The following is a 22,243-nucleotide window of genomic DNA, read 5'->3' as shown; positions in this document are numbered from 1 at the left end:
TTTACTTAATTATTTTAATGATCTCTTTAAAGTCTTGTCCTTCACTTGTGCCTAGCAGCTCAAATAAAGCCATTTCGGTACTTGTAAGTTGTACACCCTGACTTTGCATTTTTAATAAGGCTAACTGCTTATTTGACTGAGTTCTTGATGACACAGCATCACTAATTACTTCAACTTCAAAGCCTGCTTGATGTAAATCCATTACTGTTTGGTATACACAGACGTGGGATTCGATACCAGCAACCAATATTTGTTTACACTTGCTAGCAGTTAGCGCTTGTTTGAATTCTTTATTAGTATAGGCACTGAAGGTCATTTTACTAATAGGGCTTTGTCCCTCAAGTAAATTAGCAATTACCGGAACCGTAGGGCCTATTCCCTCTGGGTTTTGCTCTAACCAGATAATGGGAATATTAAGCACTTTTAGTGAGCGGATCAGCTTTTGCACATTACAATATAAATTGTGCTTGTCATGCATTAATCCGGCGAGGTTGCCTTGTATATCAACGAGTACTAAGGCGGTATTATTTCTGTCTAGCATAGATGTCTCTTTTATAATTATTTTACGACTCTATTTCTTTAACAAAGAATGATGCTTGGTCATTTATACCGACCACATAATTATCTAATTAGTGGGCTTGGTATTGTTTTTAACGTTTAACCTTTTTATTTTAAATTACAGCTATCACCTTATCGCTAACCGACGATAAGGTGAAGTCTTATTTTTTATTCAATTGTGCAAACTTTGCAAGTTGCTCTTCGGTTGCCGGCAACTGGTGTTTTTCTTTCCACTGGCTATAAGGCATGCCGTAAACTTGCTCCTGCGCGCTAGCAATATCAATGTTAACGCCTAGTTTTTCGGCTTCGGCTACGGTCCATTTTGAAAAACAATTGCGACAAAAACCAGCTAAATTCATCAGTTCGATGTTCTGTACGTCTTTGCGTGCATCTAAATGTTTTAACAGGCGACGAAACACTGCGGCTTCTATTTCTGTTTGTTTATCTGTGCTCATAATAATCTCTTTGTTATTTATGGTATTAATTGCGTGTTAAAACGTAGTATTTTCAGTTGCTGTGACTTCTTCTAAAACGTTATCTTCGAGTTCTGTTTCGGCTTCTACTTCAGGCTCAGGACGTTCATGACGCCTAATTTGTACTATCATGCCCATATATGGATGGTCAAAGTAGTGAACTTCACCACTGATCACGCGGCGATTTTGCTTAAATGGAATAAGTACTGATTTTTGCTGGTTGGCAGAATCACCGCTTATTTGGCTATGTACATTAAATTCACTATTAATATATAAGTAATGATCTAGGTGAACTTTAAATAAACCATCGATAAACCAGCCCGGTGTGATTGTTTCTTCATCAACAATTTCGGCCGATTCTACTTGCGCTATTATTGGCTGGTTGTCACCACGTTTGATCTCGGCAATTATGCTGCTGGTATCGATAGTTGCGCTGTCGATATTAGATGAACCGCCAATAGCTGTTGTTATTTCGCTTGTTGCTATATCAGTAGATTCTTGCTCAGCTTGTTGCACAGTGGCAATTATTGAATCGAGATGTTGCTTGATTAAAATATCTTCTTGTTGAGCTTGGGTTAATTCTATATTACCTGATTCGTCGACAATTAAAGACGTATCTGAGTCTTGTTCTGGTACTAATTCTGTTACGATTTGCTCTGTTTTAAGCATTTTATTTTGCGCTAACGCTAAGTTTTCACCGGCAATAAGTTTAACCGGAACCGCTTGCGGGCGTGCCACAACCGCTTGTCGCCAAGCAAGATGCAGTAGCGGGCGGAACTGTTTTGAGCGCTTCAGCGATTTTACAATATGACTTAGCTGTAAATGTTCTTCGGCAATTAAGTACGGGCTATTCGAGTATAAATCTTCATTACCGCTTAATGTTCTTGGTATTGCATTTACTTGCTCACTTACCGGGTCAATAAAATCACTTTGCTGATAAGGAGTACAAGTAATGTTTTGTTCTATATTTGCAACTTGTTGCTGTAAATCTTCACTAGAAATCTCTGCACCTTGCTCTGCTTCGCTAACGTTATCTAAGGCCGAACTATCACAACTTTTTAATTGTTGTTTATAGGTAACAATATTTTTAAGCTCTCGATTGATCAAATCGATAGCATTGCGGTTAGTTTTTACACCTGTTTCAACAGAGAAATCTTCGTTGTAACGGTCTTTATTCATTAATTGCTCAATTAAAATAACTTCAATTTCAAACCAGCGCTCTGCCGGTTTAGTTTCTTGTTGCTCTTGTTCTTGCTCAAAACTAAAGGCGCTAAAAGAAAGTGTTGAAGACAAAGCTAAACTTATTAAAGCAAGGTGATTTTTTCTTTGCTTATTGCGCTTTGCCATTTTATTTTTATAAAGCTGTTGAACCATAGTTTACTCTTTAATTAAATTCTTACGTTGTAGTTTGCTCACTACGTCGAAGTTTAGGCTACTCATTATTTTATAATATACTGAATAGCCTGAGCTTATTTTATTTCATTTTTAGTTAAGGCGTTAAGCGGTTAAATCTTTCATCATCTGCTTAACCAAAGTAAATCGCGCTTTGTGATCTGGGCTAGGGATCGCAAATTTAAGCTTACTCGCGCCATCCATTTTAAATATTCTTGGCTGTTGCTGCATTAAACCAATAATCACCATAGGGTTGATTTTAGTGTCATTACTAAATTCAAACATGCCGCCTTTTTCATTAACATCGATACGGGTGATACCCAAAATTTCTGCTTGGATACGCAGTTTTGCCATATGGAATATATTTTTAGTAGCAGCAGGTAACAGGCCAAATCGGTCGATTAACTCTACTTGAATATCATCTAATTGATTATCAGTGTCGCAACTTGCGATGCGTTTGTAAAATGATAATCGCATACTGACATCAAAGATATAATCATCAGGTAACAAGGCAGGTACTTTTAAATCAACCTCGGTGTGTTTATTGTTTAAGTCTTCTAAACTTGGTTGTTTACCTTCTTTTAGAGCTGCTACGGCTTGATCAAGCATTTCCATATACAAGCTAAAGCCGATACTGGCCATTTGACCTGACTGGTCTTCACCAAGTAATTCACCAGCGCCACGAATTTCTAAATCGTGAGTAGCAAGGGCAAAACCAGCGCCTAAGTCTTCTAATTGCGCGATGGCATCTAGGCGTTTTGCTGCATCTTTGGTCATGCGTTTTGGATGTGGCGTTAATAAGTATGCGTAGGCTTGGTGATGTGAACGTCCAACTCGGCCTCTAAGTTGATGTAATTGTGCTAAACCTAAGTGATCGGCTCTGTCCATAATAATGGTGTTTGCACTTGGTACATCGATACCGTTTTCAATAATGGTAGTACACAGTAATACGTTGTAACGCTGATGATAAAAATCACTCATTATGCGTTCAAGATCGCGCTCACCCATTTGTCCATGCGCAGTAATTATTTTTGCTTCAGGTACTAATTCTTGTAATTCTTGCGCGGTTTTTTCTATGGTTTGGACATTGTTATGTAAAAAGTAAACTTGCCCGCCACGCAAAATTTCACGCAAAATTGATTCTCTAATTAATGCGTTTTCTCGCTCTCTAACAAAAGTTTTTACCGCAAGACGTTTTGCCGGTGGAGTGGCAATAATTGATAAGTCGCGCATCCCGCCCATTGCCATATTTAGGGTACGAGGAATAGGCGTTGCTGTCAGGGTTAAGATATCAACATTGGCGCGCAATTGTTTAATGCGCTCTTTTTGTTTAACCCCAAATCGGTGCTCTTCATCTACGACTAATAAGCCAAGATCATGATATTTTATGCTGTCGTTAAGTAAACGGTGGGTACCGATCAAGATATCGATATGGCCTGTACCTACTTTACTAATAATTTCTTTTTGCTGCTTGGCTGTTTTAAAACGTGATAATACTTCAATGTTTATTGGCCAATTGGCAAATCGGTCTTTAAAGTTTTCATAATGTTGCTGGGCCAGAAGGGTAGTTGGCACTAAGATAACAACCTGTTTATTATCATTAGCGGCAATAAATGCGGCGCGCATCGCTACTTCAGTTTTACCAAAGCCAACATCACCACAAACTAATCTATCCATAGGTTTATGGTCGAGCATATCGGCGATAACATTGGTTATGGCATTGCGTTGATCTTCGGTTTCTTCAAAGCCGAAGCTTTCGGCAAAGTTTTGGTAATCTTCTTTGTCTCGTTTAAAGGCGTAACCATGACATTGCTCGCGTTTGGCAAATATATCTAATAACTCGGCGGCAACGTCTTTAATTTTCTCTGCCGCTTTTTTCTTCGCCTTACTCCAAGAGTCGGTTCCTAGTTTGTTTAGTGGTGCATTTTCTCCAGCATTACCTGAGTATCTTGAGATAAGGTGCAATGAGGAAACTGGTACGTATAACTTGGCGTCATTGGCGTAACTTAACATTAAAAACTCGGTTTTAATGCCTGCATTCTCAATGGTTTGTAAACCTTGATAGCGACCCACACCGTGTTCTATGTGAACTACTGGCTGATTGATGGTGAGCTCGGTTAAGTTCTTGAATATGGCTTCTGAATTACTTTCTTGGTCTTTATGTCTGCGCCTTGCTTGCTTAACTCTATCGGTAAATAAGTCGTCTTCAGTAATAAAGGCGAAGCTTTTTTTATCGTTAACAATAAAGCCGTGGGTAAGGGCATTGACTGTTATGGCAATGTCGCATTTACTTTCAAGGAAGTCGGAAATGTTATCAACATTTTCAGGGCGAATAGACTCGCGTGCCAGTAACTCTAACAAGGTTTCTCTTCGGCCTTGGCTTTCGGCAATAAACAGAACTTTTTGTTTGTTATCGCTAGCATTGGCTAAGAATCCACAAACAGCTGATAGCGGCTGTTTTAATTGGTGGTTAACCGCAATGTTAGGCAGTGCTTGGGTATTGTAATTATAAACCCCGGCTTTTGCTGTTCTAGCTTCTTTGTCGATATTAACTCGGTCGAGTAATTTTAATTTAGCAAATAGATTTTCTCGAGAAATAAACAGTTTATCAGGCGCTAATAATGGTCTGTTTGGATCGTAACGACGATCTTCATAGCGATAATTTATATCAAGCCAAAACTGTTCTAAGTTTTTATCGATATTTCCTATGATCATTGCTTGGGTATCATCAGGTAAGTAATCGAATAAACTCGCGGTTTCTTCGAAGAACAGCGGTAGATAGTATTCAATACCTGCTGGCATAATTCCTTGCGTTACTCGATGATAAACAGATTCTTTATCTGGGTTTACTTTAAACTCTTCACGATATTGGCTGCGAAATAAATTAATAGCTTCTTTATCGGTAGGAAATTCATGCGCAGGCAATAACTCTATGGCCTTAATTTTATCAGTCGAACGTTGGTTATCGACATCAAAGGTTCTTATTGAGTCTATTTCATCATCAAAAAAGTCCAGTCGAAAGGGTAAGCTAGAGCCCATAGGGAAGAGATCTAAAATAGCGCCACGAGCACAAAACTCACCATGTTCCATTACTTGCTCAACGGCTCTATAACCTGATGATTCAAGTTCTCGGCGTAACTCTTGTAAGTCTTTTTTGTCGCCATTTTTTACTATTAGGCTGTTGGCTTCTAAGTACTTTTTTGGCGGTAAACGGTGGATTAATGTGTGCGCTGGTACAATCACTATACCGGTATGCATACGGGATAATTGATACAGGGTCGATAAACGCTGAGAGATTATGTCTTGGTGCGGTGAAAAGCTGTCGTATGGCAAGGTTTCCCAATCAGGAAATAAGCATATGTCGAGTTGCTCTTCATTAATGCTATTTAACTCATGCTCTAAATGCAGTGCACTTGCAGTATCGGGTGTTACTATCAAAGTAAGGGAATGGGCGTTTAATGCACCGTGATAAATCGCTAATGTAGCACTACTACCGGCCAAACTTGACCAGTGTTTTTTATCTTTAGTTTTGGCATTAACTTTACTAGAGGCTAAAACGGGCGAAAAAATATTGCTAGTTTGACTCATTATTAAGACAGTTCCCAGACGCTGAAATTTAAATTATTTTAAGCTAGCTATAATAGCCATTTTTGATAAGTTTAGATAGCATGCAAGCGCTGTTGAAGATAAAATAGTTACAATTTAAATGTTAATTTATCACTATCTAACTTGTACTTGTCTAAGCAAGCTTTTATCATCAACATACTTTCTCTATTAAATTATAATTATAAATGTTTCAACCGGTTAGTCTCTTCATTGGTTTACGCTATAGTCGTAGTCAAAAACGCTCAGGTTTTGTCTCTTTTATTACCTTCTTTTCGATCGCCGGAATTTTATTAGGTGTAGCTTCATTAATCACGGTTGTTTCAGTAATGAATGGCTTTGAAGGTCAATTAAAACAACGAATTTTAGGCTTGGTACCACATGTTGTTATTGAAACCGAGCAGCAGCATATTGGTAACTGGCCGCAATTATTAACCGAGCTTAAAGATATTAAGCACATTCAATCAGCCACCCCTTACATTGAAAGTGATGCTTTAGTGCAATCGGCAACGCAGCTGCGTGGGGTCTTGATGCAAGGTGTATATCCTGAATATGAACAACAGGTTTCATCGATAGCACAAAATATGCAATCTGGTGACTTCAATTCTCTAGTTGCTGGCAAGTATCAAATGATCATGGGGGTTAAATTAGCTCGTGATATGGGTATTAGAATAGGCTCTAAAGTAAGATTAGTTTTACCAACTAAAACTATATTTACGCCAATGGGTAGGGTGCCAGTGCAGAGAACCTTTACCTTAGCTGGTGTGTTTGATATGGGGTCGCAAGTTGACGATCAAATGATCCTTATTCACGGCCAAGATGCAGCTAAATTACTGCGCCGTAAAGGTGATGGTGTGGATAAAATCCGCCTTTATCTTGATGATGCGTTTAATGCTCAAGCGGTTGCAACAGGCTTGTCTTTAAAATCAAACTTTCATGGCCTTAGTATGCACACTTGGAATACTAGCCAAGGCAGTTTGTTTCAAGCCGTACAAATTGAAAAAAATATGATGTGGTTGATGCTAAGTTTAATTATCGCTGTAGCAGCATTTAATATTGTTTCTGCCCTAGTTATGGTGGTGATTGATAAACAAGGCGAAATAGGTATTTTACAAACGTTAGGAATGAGTCCATTTGGGGTGTTAAAAATATTTATCACCCAAGGTATGGTTAATGGTTTGTGGGGCACGTTTTTAGGCGCTATAGTTGGTGTTATCTTTACGTTAAATATCAACTCACTGCTATCTCTTTTTGGGGTTAATATTTTAGGATCTGGTTTTGTTATGCAAACCCTGCCGATTGATCTACAAATATCGCAAGTATTTATTATTATTGGTTCGGCGTTAGTCATGAGCTTTACGGCAACGTTGTATCCAGCATATCGCGCGTCAAAAACGCAACCGGCACAGGTGTTAAGAAATGAGTAGTAATGGAAAGAGTGTATTAGTCTGCCAACAATTGGTTAAAGAGTATCAACAAGGACCACAGTTAACATCGGTGCTTACTGGCTTAGATTTAGAAGTTAAATCGGGTGAATTGTTAGCCATCGTTGGTAGCTCTGGTTGTGGTAAGAGTACATTTTTGCACTTAGCTGGAGCACTTGATACGCCATCAAGTGGTCAAGTCGCAATTGATGGTATCGATATTTATGCATTATCAGATAATGAGCGGGCTAAGTTTCGCAACAAGCATTTAGGTTTTATTTATCAATTTCATCATTTAATGATGGAGTTTAGCGCCGAAGAAAATGTCGCTATGCCATTATTGATTCGTGGTGATAAACCAAGCGATGCGGCAAAAGCAGCTAAAGCTATGTTAATTAAAGTTGGCTTAGAGCATCGTATGCATCATCGACCAAGTGAGCTATCTGGCGGGGAACGTCAACGTGTCGCTATTGCAAGGGCACTGGTGAGCAAGCCGTCATTAGTATTAGCTGATGAACCAACGGGTAATTTAGACTTTGATACTGCCGAGCAAATATTTCAATTATTAAAAGAGCTTAACCAATCTGAAGGCACCAGTTTTGTTGTGGTTACCCACGATTTAACTTTAGCGGCGCGCATGGATAGGCAGCTTAAGTTAGATCACGGTAAGTTGGTGGCTATTTAATGTTTCGCCCATTAAGCATCTTTTTAGGTCTTCGTTATGTGCGAGCTCGCCAAGGTAATGGCTTTGCTTCGTTTATTTCGGCATCTTCTACTTTAGGCATCGGCTTAGGGGTAATGGTGCTTATTTTAGTGTTATCAGCAATGAATGGTTTTGAGCGCGAGTTAACCTCAAGACTGCTTTCGGTAGTACCTCATGGTGAGTTTATTGCGGTAAGTAAACCAATTGATAACTGGCAAAAACACGTTGCTCAAATAGAACAACACCCCAATGTAGTTGCCGCAGCACCTTTAATTAAACTCGATGCCTTATTACAAAAAGGCGACAATGTTAAAGGCTTAGAAGTACGCGCTGTAGAGCCAAGTCTTGAAATGAAGGTTTCAGCGATAGCTGATTATGTCCATCAAGGCAGCTGGCAGTCACTAAACGAGAATTCATTGGTTGTTGGCGATGGCATAGCCAAAAAACTCAAATTGCAAGTTGGTGACACGGTACAGCTGTTATTACCTCGCAAAACGAGTGGTAATAGCTTGCAATTTGCCGCGCCAATTAAACGCAATATGATCATTGGCGGTATCTTTAAATTTGGTGGTGCTATAGATCAAACATCAGCCTTTATGTCAATGCAGCAAGGAGCTAAACTCGCTGGCATCGAAGATAGTGTGCATGGTTTACGCTTACAAGTTAGAGATGTATATCAAGCGCGCAGTATTGTTCGCGATATAGGTCTTGAACTCGACGCTTATGTATATATGAATGACTGGACTCGCAGCCAAGGCCATTTGTTTAACGACATCCAACTAGTGCGAACTGTGATGTTTGTGGTGATGTTATTGGTAATTGCCGTGGCAAGCTTTAATATTGTTTCGAGCTTATTTATGGCGGTTAATGATAAAAAAAGTGATATTGCTATTTTGAAAACTATGGGGGCAAAGTCATCTACCATCATGATGAGCTTTGTTTATCAAGGTATAGTCAACGGTGTTTTAGGCTGTGTTTCTGGCGCGCTGTTAGGCGTATATTTATCTAATTATTTAACGTCGATTATTCGTAATATTGAAGATTTTTTTAATGTTAAGTTTTTATCTGGTGATATTTACTTTATCGATTTCTTGCCAACTCAATTAGATATGCGCGATGTGGTTTTTACTGTTTTTGCTGCTTTTATTTTAAGTCTACTCGCTACTTTATATCCAGCTTGGCGAGCAACCAAGATCGATCCTGCACAGGTATTAGGACAAGGTGGCTAGGTAAGTTAAAAGTTTGCGATATAGAAGGTGTATAGTGAGTTTATACACCTTCTATCTTAATTTTTTAGCTTTTCCTAACTGCTTCAATTAAGGTGCGGTCCATTCATTTTTCCAAGTGTAAGTCTCTTGGTAACTAAACGAACTCTTATCAAATGAGCGATAATCCCAATGTAAACTTTCGTTATCAGTGCTTAATGTAACTTCGGTTTTAACCTTTTCAATATTATCAGCTTGTGCACAGCTTGCTTGAGTAAAACCAGGATTAATAAAGACTGAGTTTTCATGGTATTGCACTAAATACTCATTATCTAAAGTTGAACACTTACTGCTTGAGCTTTTAGCATAAAGTTCGTGTACAACCCTTACTTTACTCGGGTGTGATTCTGCTATCCAGGATAAATCAATCGCATCATACATAGGATTAAACATCATAGAACGTTTAGAGTAATTGTTAACTTTTAAACTTTTTGGAATGGTATAGGTAGCTTGATATACACCGGTATGGATTTTTAATCGCACAGAAACTTTCTTTATGTCCTTATCGACATTGTTTAGTTTAGCGCTGTAGCGGCTAAAACCGGTTAAACTTGATGTTTGATCAAACTGTTGGTTTAAGTCATAAGTAAATCCATCAATGGTTATTTCAAATTCATCGTTAGGGTTAACAATGATTTGGCTTTTTGAAACACCATCATCGGCAAATATCCTTATGTTAAATTGTATTGTTCTAGTTGGTTGTGATTGAGAAAAATCATCAATATAGCTGTCCATATCAATATGTAGTTTAATCGAGTCGCTATGATTTACATTTTCAGAGTTTGTATCGCCTGCCTGGCAACCAGTTATTGTCACCATTAACAACAAAGTTGAAATTAAATTTTTCATTGTTTTATTCCCTATAATTTACACTTGTCTGTTCATTTGGATAAAGTGTTAAAAATAAGTTAACAAGAAAGGCTGGCAATGCTAATTGAAATGATTAAAGTTAAGTCTATTGCTACCAAAGGTATTATTTAATGCGACTTTGGTGGGCTAAAGGATTAAATCGATAATATAAAAAACTGAAAGTATAAAGTTTTAATGGGGAAGGAAATATTGTGAAGACGAGATCTTCACAATATTTAATTGTCGATTTTTAACGGTGTTCGCGTTTTTTCCAACTACGTGAAACAGATAAACGCCATAAAATATTAATGCCAAAATAACCTATTGTTGAGAAAAACACTGCGCAAACACCAGAGCCAAATAAGAATGGTCCGCTGACAGTACCTAAACTTGATACCACCCATTCCCAAGTTAATTCAAAAACAAACTCTTGTTCAGGCACGCCGAGCAATAATGTGCCAAGCTTATAACATGCATAAAATATTGGTGGTATTGTGATAGGGTTACTGATCCAAACTAATGCTACTGATAATGGTAAATTTGCTCTAAAAAGTATAGCTGAGCCCGCGGCTAGCATCATTTGAAATGGAACTGGAATAAAAGCAAAAAATAACCCTATCGCAAAGGCTTTCGATGCTGAGCGACGGTTAAGGTGCCATAGGTTGGCATCATGTAAAACATCGCCAAAGATTTGCAGATGTTTATTTGACTTGATGGTGTGCTGATCAGGCAACCATCGTTTAATTAATTTTTTGGGCATAAATAAAGCTTATTATATGAGTCACTTAAGTCACGCTGAATAAATTCAGTATACTAAATACTCCCACTAAAAGGGAATAAAGGATAAACACTATGGATCGGTGCTTGCTTTTTTTTATTGTTGGAACTCTGGCGTCACTATTTTTACCAATAGTACCGCCATTATTCTATATTTTGTTTTTAGGCTTGTCTTGTTTTTATCTGCTATTTTTTGTACCAACAACTAAATTATTTTGCTTTTTGCTCGGGCTTTGCTACTTATTGCTCTGTGCACACCTGCATTTCTCATGGACCGCTACTAATGGGCTAACAGAAAATCAAATAAATTCAAAAGCTATGATCATTACCGGCACAGTTGATAGCTTAATTGTTGATGAGCAAAAAACACTGCGTTTTAATTTTTTGGTTGAAAAAATAGCTGAGCAATCCTTAGCACAACCGTTTTTAGTGCGCTTAACCTGGCAAAAACCTCACATTAAGCCAAAGCAAGGCAACTTACTGCAATTAAAGGTAAAACTAAAACCAGCCCATGGTTTAGCTAATAGTGGGGCATTTTCATATCAGCGCTGGTTGTTACAAAAACGAATTGTTGCCAGTGGTTATGTTAAACAAGCTACACAAAATAATATTATTTCAGAGCATAACAGCGTACGTCAAAAAATGTATCAGCGCTTGCAGTTATTACAGGATAGCCCGTTAAAGCCTTTATTTATTGCTCTTGCTATAGGTGATAAAACGGCAATAAGTCAGCAACAATGGCAAGTGCTTAGTGCGACAGGAACACAGCATTTAATTGCTATTTCAGGTTTACATTTAGGCCTTATAGCTTTGTTTGGCTTGTACTTTGCTCGTGGTTTTATCTACCTTGTACCCGCGAGTTTATTATCACAGCGTAACTCATTTTATTTACCGATTGTCTTTAGTTTATCGTTAGCTTGTTTCTATGCTTATCTTGCCGGATTTGCCACTCCGACAGTACGGGCTTTAATTATGCTACTCGTTTATTGGGGGTTAAGAGTAAGTCAGCAGAAGGTGAGTTATATCCGCTGGTTATTACTCTCTATTAGCCTCATTATCGTCATTCAGCCCTTTGCTATTCTTGATGCTAGTTTTTATTTATCCGTTACTGCGCTCATTTGTATTTTGTTTGTTATTTGGCGATATGGTTATCTTTTTAGCAACTTAAATAGAATAAGTCGTTTCTTATGTAGTTTATTACTTATTCAGTTGGCTATAAATTTACTGTTGTTACCTTTGACGGTACTTTTATTTGGCCAAGTTTCGTTATTAAGCCCTTTAGCGAATATTGTTGTCGTGCCGTTATTAAGCTTTACTGCCATACCATTGTCATTAGTTGCAGCAATCATTTCTTGGATATCAATTGATGTTGCCCAGTTTATTCTATCAATTGCTTTATTTTTTCTTGATATAAGTTGGCAGTATTTACAATGGTTAAGTCAGTTTGAACAGTTTGTCTTACTCCCAAGTGCATTAAACATAGCTTTAGTTTTAGTATTTCCTGTATTTTTATTGCTGTGCTCATTTCGCTTTTTTACCCTTAGTCAGCTAAGCGCTTATCTGTTTATTTTTAGTTGTTTAGGAGGGAGTGCACATTACTTGCTGAATTATTTTTTCAAAGAGCAAGAGCACTGGCAGTTAGTGGTATTTGATGTTGGCCAAGGACTATCCGTTTTAATACAAAAACAAGGCAAGGCGATACTTTATGATACTGGAGCTGCTTATCCGTCTGGGTTTAATATGGTTGATACGGTAATTCAACCTTATTTACAGCAACAGTTTATTAAGCAATTAGACTTTGCCATGATAAGTCATAGTGATAACGATCACGCCGGTGGCATTAAACAATTAAAAGCCAATAATTTAGCAAGTTATTATTATTATAATGATAATAATAACTTGCCGTGCCAAGCTGGAAAAACGCATACATGGCAGGGGCTTGAGCTTAAATTTATTTGGCCCAATAATGATGGCTTTGCTGAAAATGATGATTCTTGTGTATTGTTGATTAAGGATGGCAATAACAGCATATTATTACCTGGGGACATCAGTAGTGCTGTTGAAGAGCGGTTAGTGAGGACGAAAGCCGTTAGTAAAGTAAGCCTACTTATTTCGCCGCATCATGGCTCAAGTACATCATCTTCGCTTGCGTTTTTAAACGTTTTATCACCTGAGTTTGTTGTTCATAGCACTGGCTTTTATAACCGTTGGCAGTTTCCCAAAAGTGATGTTGTTAGTCACTATAAGCAAATTAACGCTGAGCAATTTAATACAGCTGAAACTGGTATGCTAATATTTGATATAACGAAAAGTGGCATTAAGGTGCGAACTTATCGACAAAATATGCTGCCTTTTTGGCCATGGCGTCAAGTTTCTGTTGATAATTAGCGATATATCTCATCAATTTGCTATTATATTTTGTATATCAGTGAATTAGCGTTAAAATACTTGTGAAATTTTAGCATGCGAAATTTATCATCAGAGAGCTTTATGCAGTCATCATCAGAAGCAACAACTTGGCAAAATTTTAGACGACTTTTCAATTATACCCGAGGGTTAAGGCTTGGGTTATTCTTCGCTATTATCGGCATGTTAGGTTATGCCGCGGTTGATACTCTTGTATTCTCACAGCTGCAGCCTTTAATTGATGAAGGCTTAACTGACACTAATCCTAATGTGATGAAGTATGCCCCTATCTTTGTTATTTGTGCTTTTCTTATTCGTGGTGCTTCTCATTTTGTTGCGACTTATTGTTTAGCTTGGATGGGTAATCATGTGGTTATGCGTTTAAGACAGCAACTGTTTGAACATATTGTAGCCATGCCGGTGCCTTTTCACGATAAAGAATCAACAGGTAATCTTATTTCCAAAATTACCTATGATACCCAACAGTTACTTAATGCGGTATCAAAAGCATTATTAACCCTGATCCGAGAAGGCGCATTTGTTATCGGCTTGATCGCGTTAATGTTCTATAACAGCTGGCAGCTTTCATCGATATTTCTGCTTATTATTCCGATTATTGCCGCTATTGTGGTATTCGTATCGAAACGTTTTCGTGAAGTAAGCAAGCGCATTCAAGGCATGATGGGTAAGGTAACGAGTGCTACAGAACAAACTTTTAACGGTCATAAAGTGGTACTGTCTTTTGGCGGACAAAAACGAGAGTCTGAACGTTTTTCTAAAATAAACAATCAAAATCGCCAGCAGTTAATGAAGATGGTGGCAACTAAATCATCGAGTGTACCTATTATTCAAATTATTGCGTCTTTTGGTTTAGCCTTCGTTTTGTATATTTCAAGCCTTGATGATGTTGTTGGCGATTTATCACCCGGTGCTTTCACTACCGTGCTTACCGCTATGGTGATGATGTTGCGTCCGTTAAAACTGCTCACTACCGTAAATAGTGAATTTCAAAAAGGTATGGCGGCCTGTGCGAGTGTTTTTCATGTATTAGACCAAGATATTGAAGAAGATACTGGTACTATTGATATTGAACATGCACGTGGTGAGATTGAATTTAAAAATGTTAGCTTTAATTATCAAGGCAGTGAAAACCTTGCGCTTAAGCAGCTATCTTTTAAAGTTGCACCAGGTAAATCGCTAGCATTGGTTGGGCGCTCAGGTAGTGGTAAATCAACTATAAGTTCATTATTGCTACGTTTTTATATTGCCAGTAAAGGCACCGTTTGCATCGACGGTAAAGATATAAGAGATTATAAACTGAGTCAGCTACGTCAACAATTTGCCTATGTATCTCAGCAGGTTGTTTTATTTAATGACACTATTGCTAATAACATTGCCTATGGCAAACCTGATGCTACTCGTGAGCAAATTGAAGAAGCGGCCAGATGTGCTCATGTATTAGAATTTGTTAAAAACTTACCTGATGGGCTAGATACCGAAATTGGCGAAAATGGCTCTATGCTTAGTGGTGGTCAACGCCAGCGCCTAGCGATAGCTAGAGCTTTACTGTGTGATGCGCCTATTTTAATTTTAGATGAAGCAACCAGTGCCTTAGATACTGAATCTGAACGTCATATTCAAGATGCGTTAAGCTATCTGCAAAAAAATCGAACTTGTATCGTTATTGCTCATCGCCTGTCTACCATTGAAAGCTCTGATGCAATAGCGGTAATGGAACAAGGTGAGTTATTAGAGTTAGGTACTCATACTGAGTTACTTGCAAAAGATGGCGCTTATGCTCAATTGCACAACTTCCAATTTGGAGAGTCATAATCGTATGGCTAAGCAAATGAGGCAGAGCAGTGTGGTTGAGCAAAGGGGAGTCTTTTGCGATTAATTGAACGCGCATGGTATCAAAACCACCCGATCAAATGGTTACTACTGCCATTAAACTTCTTATTTTGGTTGTTGTCTGGCCTGCGCCGCTTGTTTTTTAAACTGAAAATATTAAAGCAAGAAGCATTAAACGTTCCAGTGGTTATTGTAGGTAACATAGGGGTTGGCGGTAATGGTAAAACGCCAATGGTTATTTACTTAATTGAGCAGCTTAGCAATAAAGGCTTAAATGTTGGGGTGATAAGTCGCGGCTATGGTGGTAGTAAGCAACAAGAGCCATTGCTAGTAACCGATGATGTTACAGCGATGCAAGCTGGCGATGAACCGGTATTAATTTATCAACGCTGTAAAGTGCCGGTGATGGTCTCTAGCGATCGGGTAACTAGTGTAAAAAAATTAATGGCGTTGGGCTGTAATATCATTATTAGTGATGATGGCTTACAACACTATAAACTTAAACGTGATGTTGAATTGGTTATTGTTGATGGCAAACGCCGGTTTGGTAATGGCTGGTTAATGCCTGCAGGGCCTTTAAGAGAAGGTTTATGGCGTTTAAAAACAGTTGATAAAATTATCGTCAATGGTGGTTTAGCTGGAGTCGGCGAAGATCTAATGACCTTACAAGGTAAAGAGTTAATTAACATTAATAGCCAGCAACGAATTGATGTTGATAGCTTTTTAGAGTCACAGGCAAATAATAAAGTTAATGCCTTAGCTGGTATTGGTAATCCTGAGCGTTTTTTTAACAGCTTAAATGACTTAGGTTTTAGCTTAAATAAAAAAGTTGGCTTTGTTGATCATCACAAATATAGTGAGCTTGACTTTGCGGATTTTGAGCAAGATATTGCCTTGCTTATGACAGAGAAAGATGCGGTAAAATGCCGTGGTTTGGTAAATGATAATACATGGTATTTACCAGTTGACGCTCACTTTGAATTACAACAAGGTGAGCAAATTATAGATTTAATTATAACGAGAAGTAAAAGTTATGGCCTTTGATATAAACTTAATTGATATTCTTGCGTGTCCGGTATGTAAAGGTAAGCTTGAATTTTCTAAAGATAAAAACGAATTAATTTGTAAATTTGATCGCTTGGTTTATCCAATTGAAAAAGATATTCCCGTGCTGCTAGAAACAGAAGCGCGAGCATTGACTGAAGAAGAGCGTAGCTAATGAAATTTACAGTGGTGATACCAGCGCGTTTTCAATCATCACGTTTACCAGGTAAGGTACTTGCCGATATTAATGGTAAACCAATGATCCAATGGGTGGTTGAAAAAGCACAAAACAGTGGTGCACAGCGGGTTATTGTTGCTACTGATAATGATGACGTAGCTAATGTGGTAGCTGGCTTTGGCGGCGAAGTGTGTAAAACTCGAGCTGACCATCAATCGGGTACCGAACGTTTAGCTGAAGTTGTAGAGCATTATCAATTTGCAGATGATGAAGTCATCGTTAACGTGCAAGGCGATGAGCCATTTATTCCTAGCGCCAATATTGCGCAAGTAGCAAAAAACTTAGCAGGGCAAACCAAAGCTCGCATGGCTACTTTAGCGGTAAATATTGATAGTGTCGAAGAAGCATTAAATCCAAATGCAGTAAAAGTTTTGTGTGATAAAGACGGTTATGCTCTGTATTTTTCCAGAGCAACTATTCCTTATGATAGGGAGCGTTTTTTAAATAAAACCATTATCGAGCAAGTAGGGGATTTTTACTTACGCCATATTGGTATTTACGCTTATCGTGCTGGTTTTATCAAAGATTATGTCAACTGGCCAAGCAGTGCTCTTGAGCACATAGAAGCGTTAGAGCAGCTAAGAGTGCTTTGGCAAGGTGAGCGCATCCATGTGGAAGTTGCCGAGTCGCATTTGCCGGTAGAAGGTGTTGATACGCCAGAAGATTTAGAAAAAGCTAGGGCATATGCTAAAACACTGTAAAAGTAGAAGCTAGAAGGGCAGGTCATAAGCTAATATTAATCATTAAAAAAGGAGCGTAAGCTCCTTTTTTGTTATTCACAGTTCACTATGAAGTGTAATTATTCAACAGAGCGAAGTAACTCATTGATACCTGTTTTTGCTAATGTTTTAGCGTCTACTTTTTTCACGATGATTGCTGCGTATAAGCTACAAGTACCACATTTAGAAGGTAAATTACCTGGTACAACTACAGAGCCAGCAGGTACTCGACCGTAATGTACTTCACCAGTTTCACGGTCAAAAATCTTAGTCGATTGACCAATGTAAACACCCATTGAAATTACTGAACCTTCTTCAACAACTACACCTTCAACAATCTCTGAACGAGCACCAATGAAACAGTTATCTTCGATAATTGTTGGGCCAGCTTGAAGTGGCTCAAGAACACCACCAATGCCAACGCCACCAGATAAGTGAACATTTTTACCAATTTGTGCACAAGAACCAACAGTCGCCCATGTATCAACCATACAGCCTTCATCAACGAATGCGCCAATGTTAACAAAAGAAGGCATTACTACAACGTTCTTACCGATGAATGAACCAGTTCTTACTGAAGCGCCTGGTACAACTCGTACACCGTCAGCTTCAAACTTAGCTTGATCGTAGCCTGTGTATTTTAATGGTACTTTATCGAAGAAAGTACTTTCTGCGCCGTCAATTACTGCATTGTCGTAAATACGGAATGATAATAACACGGCTTTTTTAAGCCACTGATTTACTACCCATTCGCCATTTACTTTTTCAGCAACACGAGCTTCGCCTTTATTTAGAAGATCTAAAGCAGTTAAAACAGCTTCTTTTATTGCCGGTTCAACACTTGAAGGTGAGATGTTTGCTCTATTTTCAAATGCTGATTCAATAATTTCTTGTAACGCGTTCATTTAAATTTCCTGTAATGATTCAAATTTAGATTTTTATTTATTGTGATTCTTCGGTGGCACTATGGCTACATAGCAGAGATTCTAACTGATCTTGCTCATCTTTGGATAGCGGTAAATTGTTTTTATTTGAGATAATAAATACATCTTCCGCGCGCTCGCCAAAGGTGGTGATTTTTGCCATATGTACATTTAATTCTTGTTGTTGGAATACCGAGCTAAACTCAGCCAGTAAACCAGGTCGATCAATCGCTTCAATTTCAAGAGCGGTAACCTTTTTATTACTGTGCTTAATAAAGCTCACCTTAGTTGGGAAGCTAAACTGTTTAAGCTTTTGTGGCACCGGTTTAATGATGGTTTCAATACACTCTTTTTGATCGAGTACTGCTGATAATTGCTGCTTGATGTCATCCATTACATAAAGATCTTTGATCGGCTGACTTTTAGCATCTAAGACGACAAAGGTATTTAATGTGTAACCATCTTTTGAGGTAAGAATTTTAGCGTCATGTATCGATAATCTACGCATACCTAAAAAGGCTACTGTGGTAGCAAAAATATTAGCTCTTTCTTTGGTATATACAAACACCTCAGTACCACCACGATATGGTTTATCGCTAACCAGTACTAAAGATTTACTTTTATCATGGCAAATAATATGACGACTGTGCCAAGATATTTGCTCAGGCGTGTAGCGTAAAAAATAATCTAACTTATGTCTTTTCCACAATGATTGCACACTTTCTGCGGCTATATCCTTTGATGCCAGAACTTCTAGTGCCTTAGCTTTGTTTTCACGGATTTTTGCTCTTAATTCAACTGGCTTTTCGAGCCCATGGCGGAATGCTTTTTTGGTAGCAAAGTATAAGTCGTTTAATAAGTTCGCTTTCCAGCTATTCCAAAGACTTTCGTTTGTGGCTCGCATATCGGCAACGGTTAAACAATATAAGTAATCTAAATGGGTTTCATCGCGAACGATTTCACCAAATTTTTGAATTACCGCCGGATCGGAAATATCTTTACGCTGGGCAGTTACCGACATTAATAAATGCCACTTAACAAGCCAAGATATAATGCGGGTATCTGGCGCTGGTAAATTATGCATCTTACCAAACTCAAGAGCATCTACAGCGCCTAATTCACTATGGCTACCGCCACGCCCTTTGGCAATATCATGAAAAATCCCGCCTAAATAAAGCAGTTCTGGTTTACGCAATTTTTGCATGATTTTACTGGCTAAAGGAAACTCATGATTGTGCTCAGGTAAACTAAAACGGTATAAATTTTTGATCAAACGATAGCTATGCTCATCAACTGAGTAAGCATGAAATAAGTCAAATTGCATTTGACCAACAATGTTACGCCACTCTGGTAGATAACTACCTAAAACCTCATGCTTATGCATTAAATTAAATGCTCGCCCTAAACCATTAGGGTGTTTCATTATGTCAATAAAAATACGACGACATTCGGCGTAATCATTTAATCCAGAAATTAAGCGACGGCGAGAGTTACGTAATAAACGTATGGTATTGGAGTGGATCCCTCTTATCTTAGGGTTTTGAGCGATCACTAAAAACAACTTCATCATAGTTTCAGGACGAGTAAATGCGCGGTCACTTTTAACCTGAATCAATTTACCAACTAGCATGAAATCTTTGTCTATATCGGTTTGCAGCTGCTTTTTAGGATCGTTTAAAATGGCTTGATCAAAGTACTGTAATAACATTTCATTAAGTTCACTAACGTAGTTAATTATCCTAAAGAAACGTTTCATCATACGTTCAATGGCAGCTTTACCTTCATCACCAAAACCCATCATTTCAGCTACTTTGCCTTGATGATCAAACAGCAATCTATTTTCACTTCGACCCGCAACGACATGCAGAGCAAAGCGCATACGCCATAAATAATCTTGACACTCTATAAGCTCGAAATATTCATTTTGAGTAAGATAATTATGGGCAACCAATTCTTCTAAGTTATTGGCATTAAAATAACGTAGCGCCACCCAACTAATATTTTGAATATCACGCAGGCCGCCAGGGTTGGCTTTTAAATTTGGCTCTAGTGTATATGCCGCGCCTTTGTATTGCTGGTGTCGTTTAGTTTGCTCATCACGCTTAGCAATAAAGAATTTTTCTGGTGGCCAAAAATCTTTGTGTTCAATATGCGGCTGTAGTTGTTCAGCAAGTAGTTGATTACCACAAATTAACCTTGATTCAAGTAAGTTAGTGGCAATCGTTACGTCTTTAACTGCTTGCTTTACACATTCCTTAACACTGCGCACGCTGTGACCAATGTCAAAGCGTACATCCCACAATTCCGTAATAAAGCTACTGATGTATTGCTCAAGCTCTTTGCTAATTTTATCTTGAGTAAGTATTAGAATATCAACGTCAGATTGCGGATGTAATTGACCTCGGCCATAACCGCCAACTGCAAGTAAGGAAATTTGATGTTCATCCAAATGATGCTGGCACCAAATTTTTTGTAAAACCTGATCTACGTAGTCAGCTCTGGCACTCACTAATTGGTCAACTTCGTATTGGTTAAAACTCTGTTTTAACCAAACATTAAACTCTTCACCAAGCTGTACTATTTCTTTGGTGGCAAGAGGAGCTGCAGCCGTAGCCAATTTATTCGTTAAAGATTGTGGCAAGATAGGATTTGATAACACGACGTTGATACTTCCTTTAGAGTTATTATCTTTAGAAAGTTAACATTAATAGGGCAGTCTTTTCTAGTGTTTTAGCTCTAGAAGCTATATTTGTTGGATATATTTTATATTAAACGACATTAACTATTTTTAAATGGAGAAATTCCTCAAGGCAGAGCTTGAGGAATCTATAAAACGGCTAACTGTTTAGTTATTCAATAGCTTAGCTATTTCTTTTTCTTCACTGCGATGAGTTAGAATTTCACAACCTGTTTTGGTTACTAAAATGGTATGCTCCCATTGTGCTGAGTTTTTACCATCGATTGTATAGGCTGTCCAACCATCATCTTTATCTAATTTAGTACCACCTTTACCTAAGTTAATCATCGGTTCAATGGTAAAGATCATTCCTTCAGCCATTTTGCGATCATCGCCATTTTTGTAATGTAAAATTTGTGGCTCTTCATGGAAAACATAACCAATACCATGACCGCAGAAGTCTTTAACTATGCCATAACGACCGGCTTTTTTAATGTGCTTTTGAATTGTGCCACCAAGCTCAGAAAATTTAGTGCCAGGCTTTACTTTACGAATAGCGGCATACAAGCTTTCTTGGGTAACACGACATAAACGGCGGTTCTCAGGAGACACATTACCTAATAAAAACATTTTAGAAGTATCACCGTGGTAATACTTTTTATCTGCTTCTGGCGTGTCTTCAGGGTCAAGACAAATCTTACAAGTGATATCAATATTAACGATGTCGCCATCTTGTAATACTTGCTCTGATGGAATGCCGTGACAAACAACATGATTTACCGAAGTACAAATTGACTTAGGAAAACCGCCTTCACCGTTTTGATCAGCACCGTAATTTAATGGCGCAGATAAAGCGTTGTGATCAGCGGTGAATTTTGCACAAATAGCATCTAGCTCGGCAGTTGTTACGCCAACTTTAACGTGCTCTGCGATCATATCTAATACACTGGCTGCTAATTTGCCAGCAACACGCATTTTTTCTATTTCATCTTGAGTTTTTATGGCAATACTCATGCTTTTCCTTAGAGAGTGATAACAAAGTAATTATTCTTCATTACTTACTATAATTTATGGGCGCAATAATAACTTAAAATATAATGTTATGCCATAAATGTTATATTTGGCTTTATCAAATAAACAACAAAATAACTTCCCTTTTACGCCTGAAAGTGGTATAAAACGCCGCTCATTGAAAAAGGTCATTTGACCGGCAATGAGAAACGCTTAATTTTAAGCAAACTTTACTGCTCAATAGTGGGTAGTAATTTACTATTAAACTCACATACATTCGGCAAACATATTCCGGGGTGCCTGTTACCAGCATGATGGTAACCATAGGTC

General features: G+C 38.1%; 17 protein-coding genes. 8 read left to right on the top strand and 9 right to left on the bottom strand.

Translation table 11 applies throughout. The features are described from left to right. Position 1: 1 nt before the first annotated feature. The 4 genes from FNN08_RS06345 to mfd form a co-directional block, all read right to left on the bottom strand. Positions 2 to 541 (bottom strand): hydrolase, encoded by a 540-nt coding sequence (locus FNN08_RS06345; protein ID WP_143583872.1) that lies wholly within the window; start codon positions 539 to 541, stop codon positions 2 to 4. A gap of 178 nt (positions 542 to 719) precedes the next feature. Then, positions 720 to 1,013 (bottom strand): DUF1244 domain-containing protein, encoded by a 294-nt coding sequence (locus tag FNN08_RS06340; protein ID WP_143583871.1) that lies wholly within the window; start codon positions 1,011 to 1,013, stop codon positions 720 to 722. A gap of 36 nt (positions 1,014 to 1,049) precedes the next feature. Further along, the gene (locus tag FNN08_RS06335; RefSeq protein ID WP_143583870.1) at positions 1,050 to 2,405 is read right to left on the bottom strand and encodes a CsiV family protein; all 1,356 of its coding nucleotides are present in this window, start codon (positions 2,403 to 2,405) and stop codon (positions 1,050 to 1,052) included. Between the two features lie 123 nt (positions 2,406 to 2,528). Beyond that, positions 2,529 to 6,011, bottom strand: coding sequence for a transcription-repair coupling factor (gene mfd / locus FNN08_RS06330; protein WP_143583869.1), 3,483 nt, complete (start codon positions 6,009 to 6,011; stop codon positions 2,529 to 2,531). A gap of 203 nt (positions 6,012 to 6,214) precedes the next feature. On the opposite strand from mfd, the gene FNN08_RS06325 reads away from it, so the two are divergent. The 3 genes from FNN08_RS06325 to lolE are packed head-to-tail and all read left to right on the top strand — an operon-like array spanning position 6,215 to position 9,382. Then, positions 6,215 to 7,453, top strand: a complete 1,239-nt coding sequence (locus FNN08_RS06325; protein ID WP_143583868.1) for a lipoprotein-releasing ABC transporter permease subunit — start codon at positions 6,215 to 6,217, stop codon at positions 7,451 to 7,453. After that, positions 7,446 to 8,135: a lipoprotein-releasing ABC transporter ATP-binding protein LolD gene (gene lolD / locus FNN08_RS06320; RefSeq protein WP_143583867.1), complete on the top strand. Its 690-nt coding sequence runs from the start codon at positions 7,446 to 7,448 to the stop codon at positions 8,133 to 8,135. Before FNN08_RS06325 ends, lolD begins: the two co-directional genes overlap by 8 nt. Beyond that, the gene (lolE, locus tag FNN08_RS06315) at positions 8,135 to 9,382 is read left to right on the top strand and encodes a lipoprotein-releasing ABC transporter permease subunit LolE (RefSeq protein WP_143583866.1); all 1,248 of its coding nucleotides are present in this window, start codon (positions 8,135 to 8,137) and stop codon (positions 9,380 to 9,382) included. The genes lolD and lolE overlap by 1 nt, the downstream gene beginning before the upstream one ends. A gap of 87 nt (positions 9,383 to 9,469) precedes the next feature. Here the strand turns inward: lolE and FNN08_RS06310 are convergent, their stop codons facing one another. Then, complete coding sequence (locus tag FNN08_RS06310; RefSeq protein ID WP_143583865.1) at positions 9,470 to 10,267, bottom strand: hypothetical protein; 798 nt, start codon at positions 10,265 to 10,267, stop codon at positions 9,470 to 9,472. Between the two features lie 250 nt (positions 10,268 to 10,517). After that, a complete protein-coding gene (locus FNN08_RS06305; RefSeq protein ID WP_143583864.1) occupies positions 10,518 to 11,027 on the bottom strand; it encodes a DUF2062 domain-containing protein in 510 nt (169 codons plus the stop codon). 92 nt (positions 11,028 to 11,119) lie between these two features. Here FNN08_RS06305 and FNN08_RS06300 point away from each other — a divergent pair, with 92 nt between their 5' ends. The 5 genes from FNN08_RS06300 (at position 11,120) to kdsB (ending at position 17,284) form a co-directional block, all read left to right on the top strand. Continuing rightward, positions 11,120 to 13,432 carry a DNA internalization-related competence protein ComEC/Rec2 gene (locus tag FNN08_RS06300; protein ID WP_143583863.1) on the top strand — a complete coding sequence of 771 codons (2,313 nt, stop codon included), beginning with the start codon at positions 11,120 to 11,122 and terminating at the stop codon, positions 13,430 to 13,432. Positions 13,433 to 13,534: 102 nt separating this feature from the next. Then, a complete protein-coding gene (gene msbA / locus FNN08_RS06295; protein WP_143583862.1) occupies positions 13,535 to 15,283 on the top strand; it encodes a lipid A export permease/ATP-binding protein MsbA in 1,749 nt (582 codons plus the stop codon). A 54-nt stretch (positions 15,284 to 15,337) separates the two neighbouring features. Then, a complete protein-coding gene (gene lpxK, locus FNN08_RS06290; RefSeq protein ID WP_143583861.1) occupies positions 15,338 to 16,345 on the top strand; it encodes a tetraacyldisaccharide 4'-kinase in 1,008 nt (335 codons plus the stop codon). Beyond that, the gene (locus FNN08_RS06285; RefSeq protein WP_143583860.1) at positions 16,335 to 16,520 is read left to right on the top strand and encodes a Trm112 family protein; all 186 of its coding nucleotides are present in this window, start codon (positions 16,335 to 16,337) and stop codon (positions 16,518 to 16,520) included. The genes lpxK and FNN08_RS06285 overlap by 11 nt, the downstream gene beginning before the upstream one ends. After that, positions 16,520 to 17,284 carry a 3-deoxy-manno-octulosonate cytidylyltransferase gene (gene kdsB / locus FNN08_RS06280; protein ID WP_143583859.1) on the top strand — a complete coding sequence of 255 codons (765 nt, stop codon included), beginning with the start codon at positions 16,520 to 16,522 and terminating at the stop codon, positions 17,282 to 17,284. Before FNN08_RS06285 ends, kdsB begins: the two co-directional genes overlap by 1 nt. A 98-nt stretch (positions 17,285 to 17,382) precedes the next feature. Here kdsB and dapD read toward each other — a convergent pair whose 3' ends face one another. The 3 genes from dapD to map form a co-directional block, all read right to left on the bottom strand. Then, positions 17,383 to 18,207: a 2,3,4,5-tetrahydropyridine-2,6-dicarboxylate N-succinyltransferase gene (gene dapD, locus FNN08_RS06275; RefSeq protein ID WP_143583858.1), complete on the bottom strand. Its 825-nt coding sequence runs from the start codon at positions 18,205 to 18,207 to the stop codon at positions 17,383 to 17,385. A 37-nt stretch (positions 18,208 to 18,244) separates the two neighbouring features. After that, complete coding sequence (gene glnD / locus FNN08_RS06270; RefSeq protein WP_260679276.1) at positions 18,245 to 20,884, bottom strand: [protein-PII] uridylyltransferase; 2,640 nt, start codon at positions 20,882 to 20,884, stop codon at positions 18,245 to 18,247. Between the two features lie 186 nt (positions 20,885 to 21,070). Next, positions 21,071 to 21,916, bottom strand: a complete 846-nt coding sequence (gene map / locus FNN08_RS06265) for a type I methionyl aminopeptidase (protein WP_143583857.1) — start codon at positions 21,914 to 21,916, stop codon at positions 21,071 to 21,073. Positions 21,917 to 22,243: the final 327 nt, after the last annotated feature.

It is taken from the genome of Thalassomonas sp. M1454 (assembly GCF_007097525.1).
GTDB lineage: Bacteria > Pseudomonadota > Gammaproteobacteria > Enterobacterales > Alteromonadaceae > Thalassotalea_A.
The sequence above is the reverse complement of the archived record's forward strand: the minus strand, read 5'-3'. Positions and strand labels throughout refer to the sequence as shown.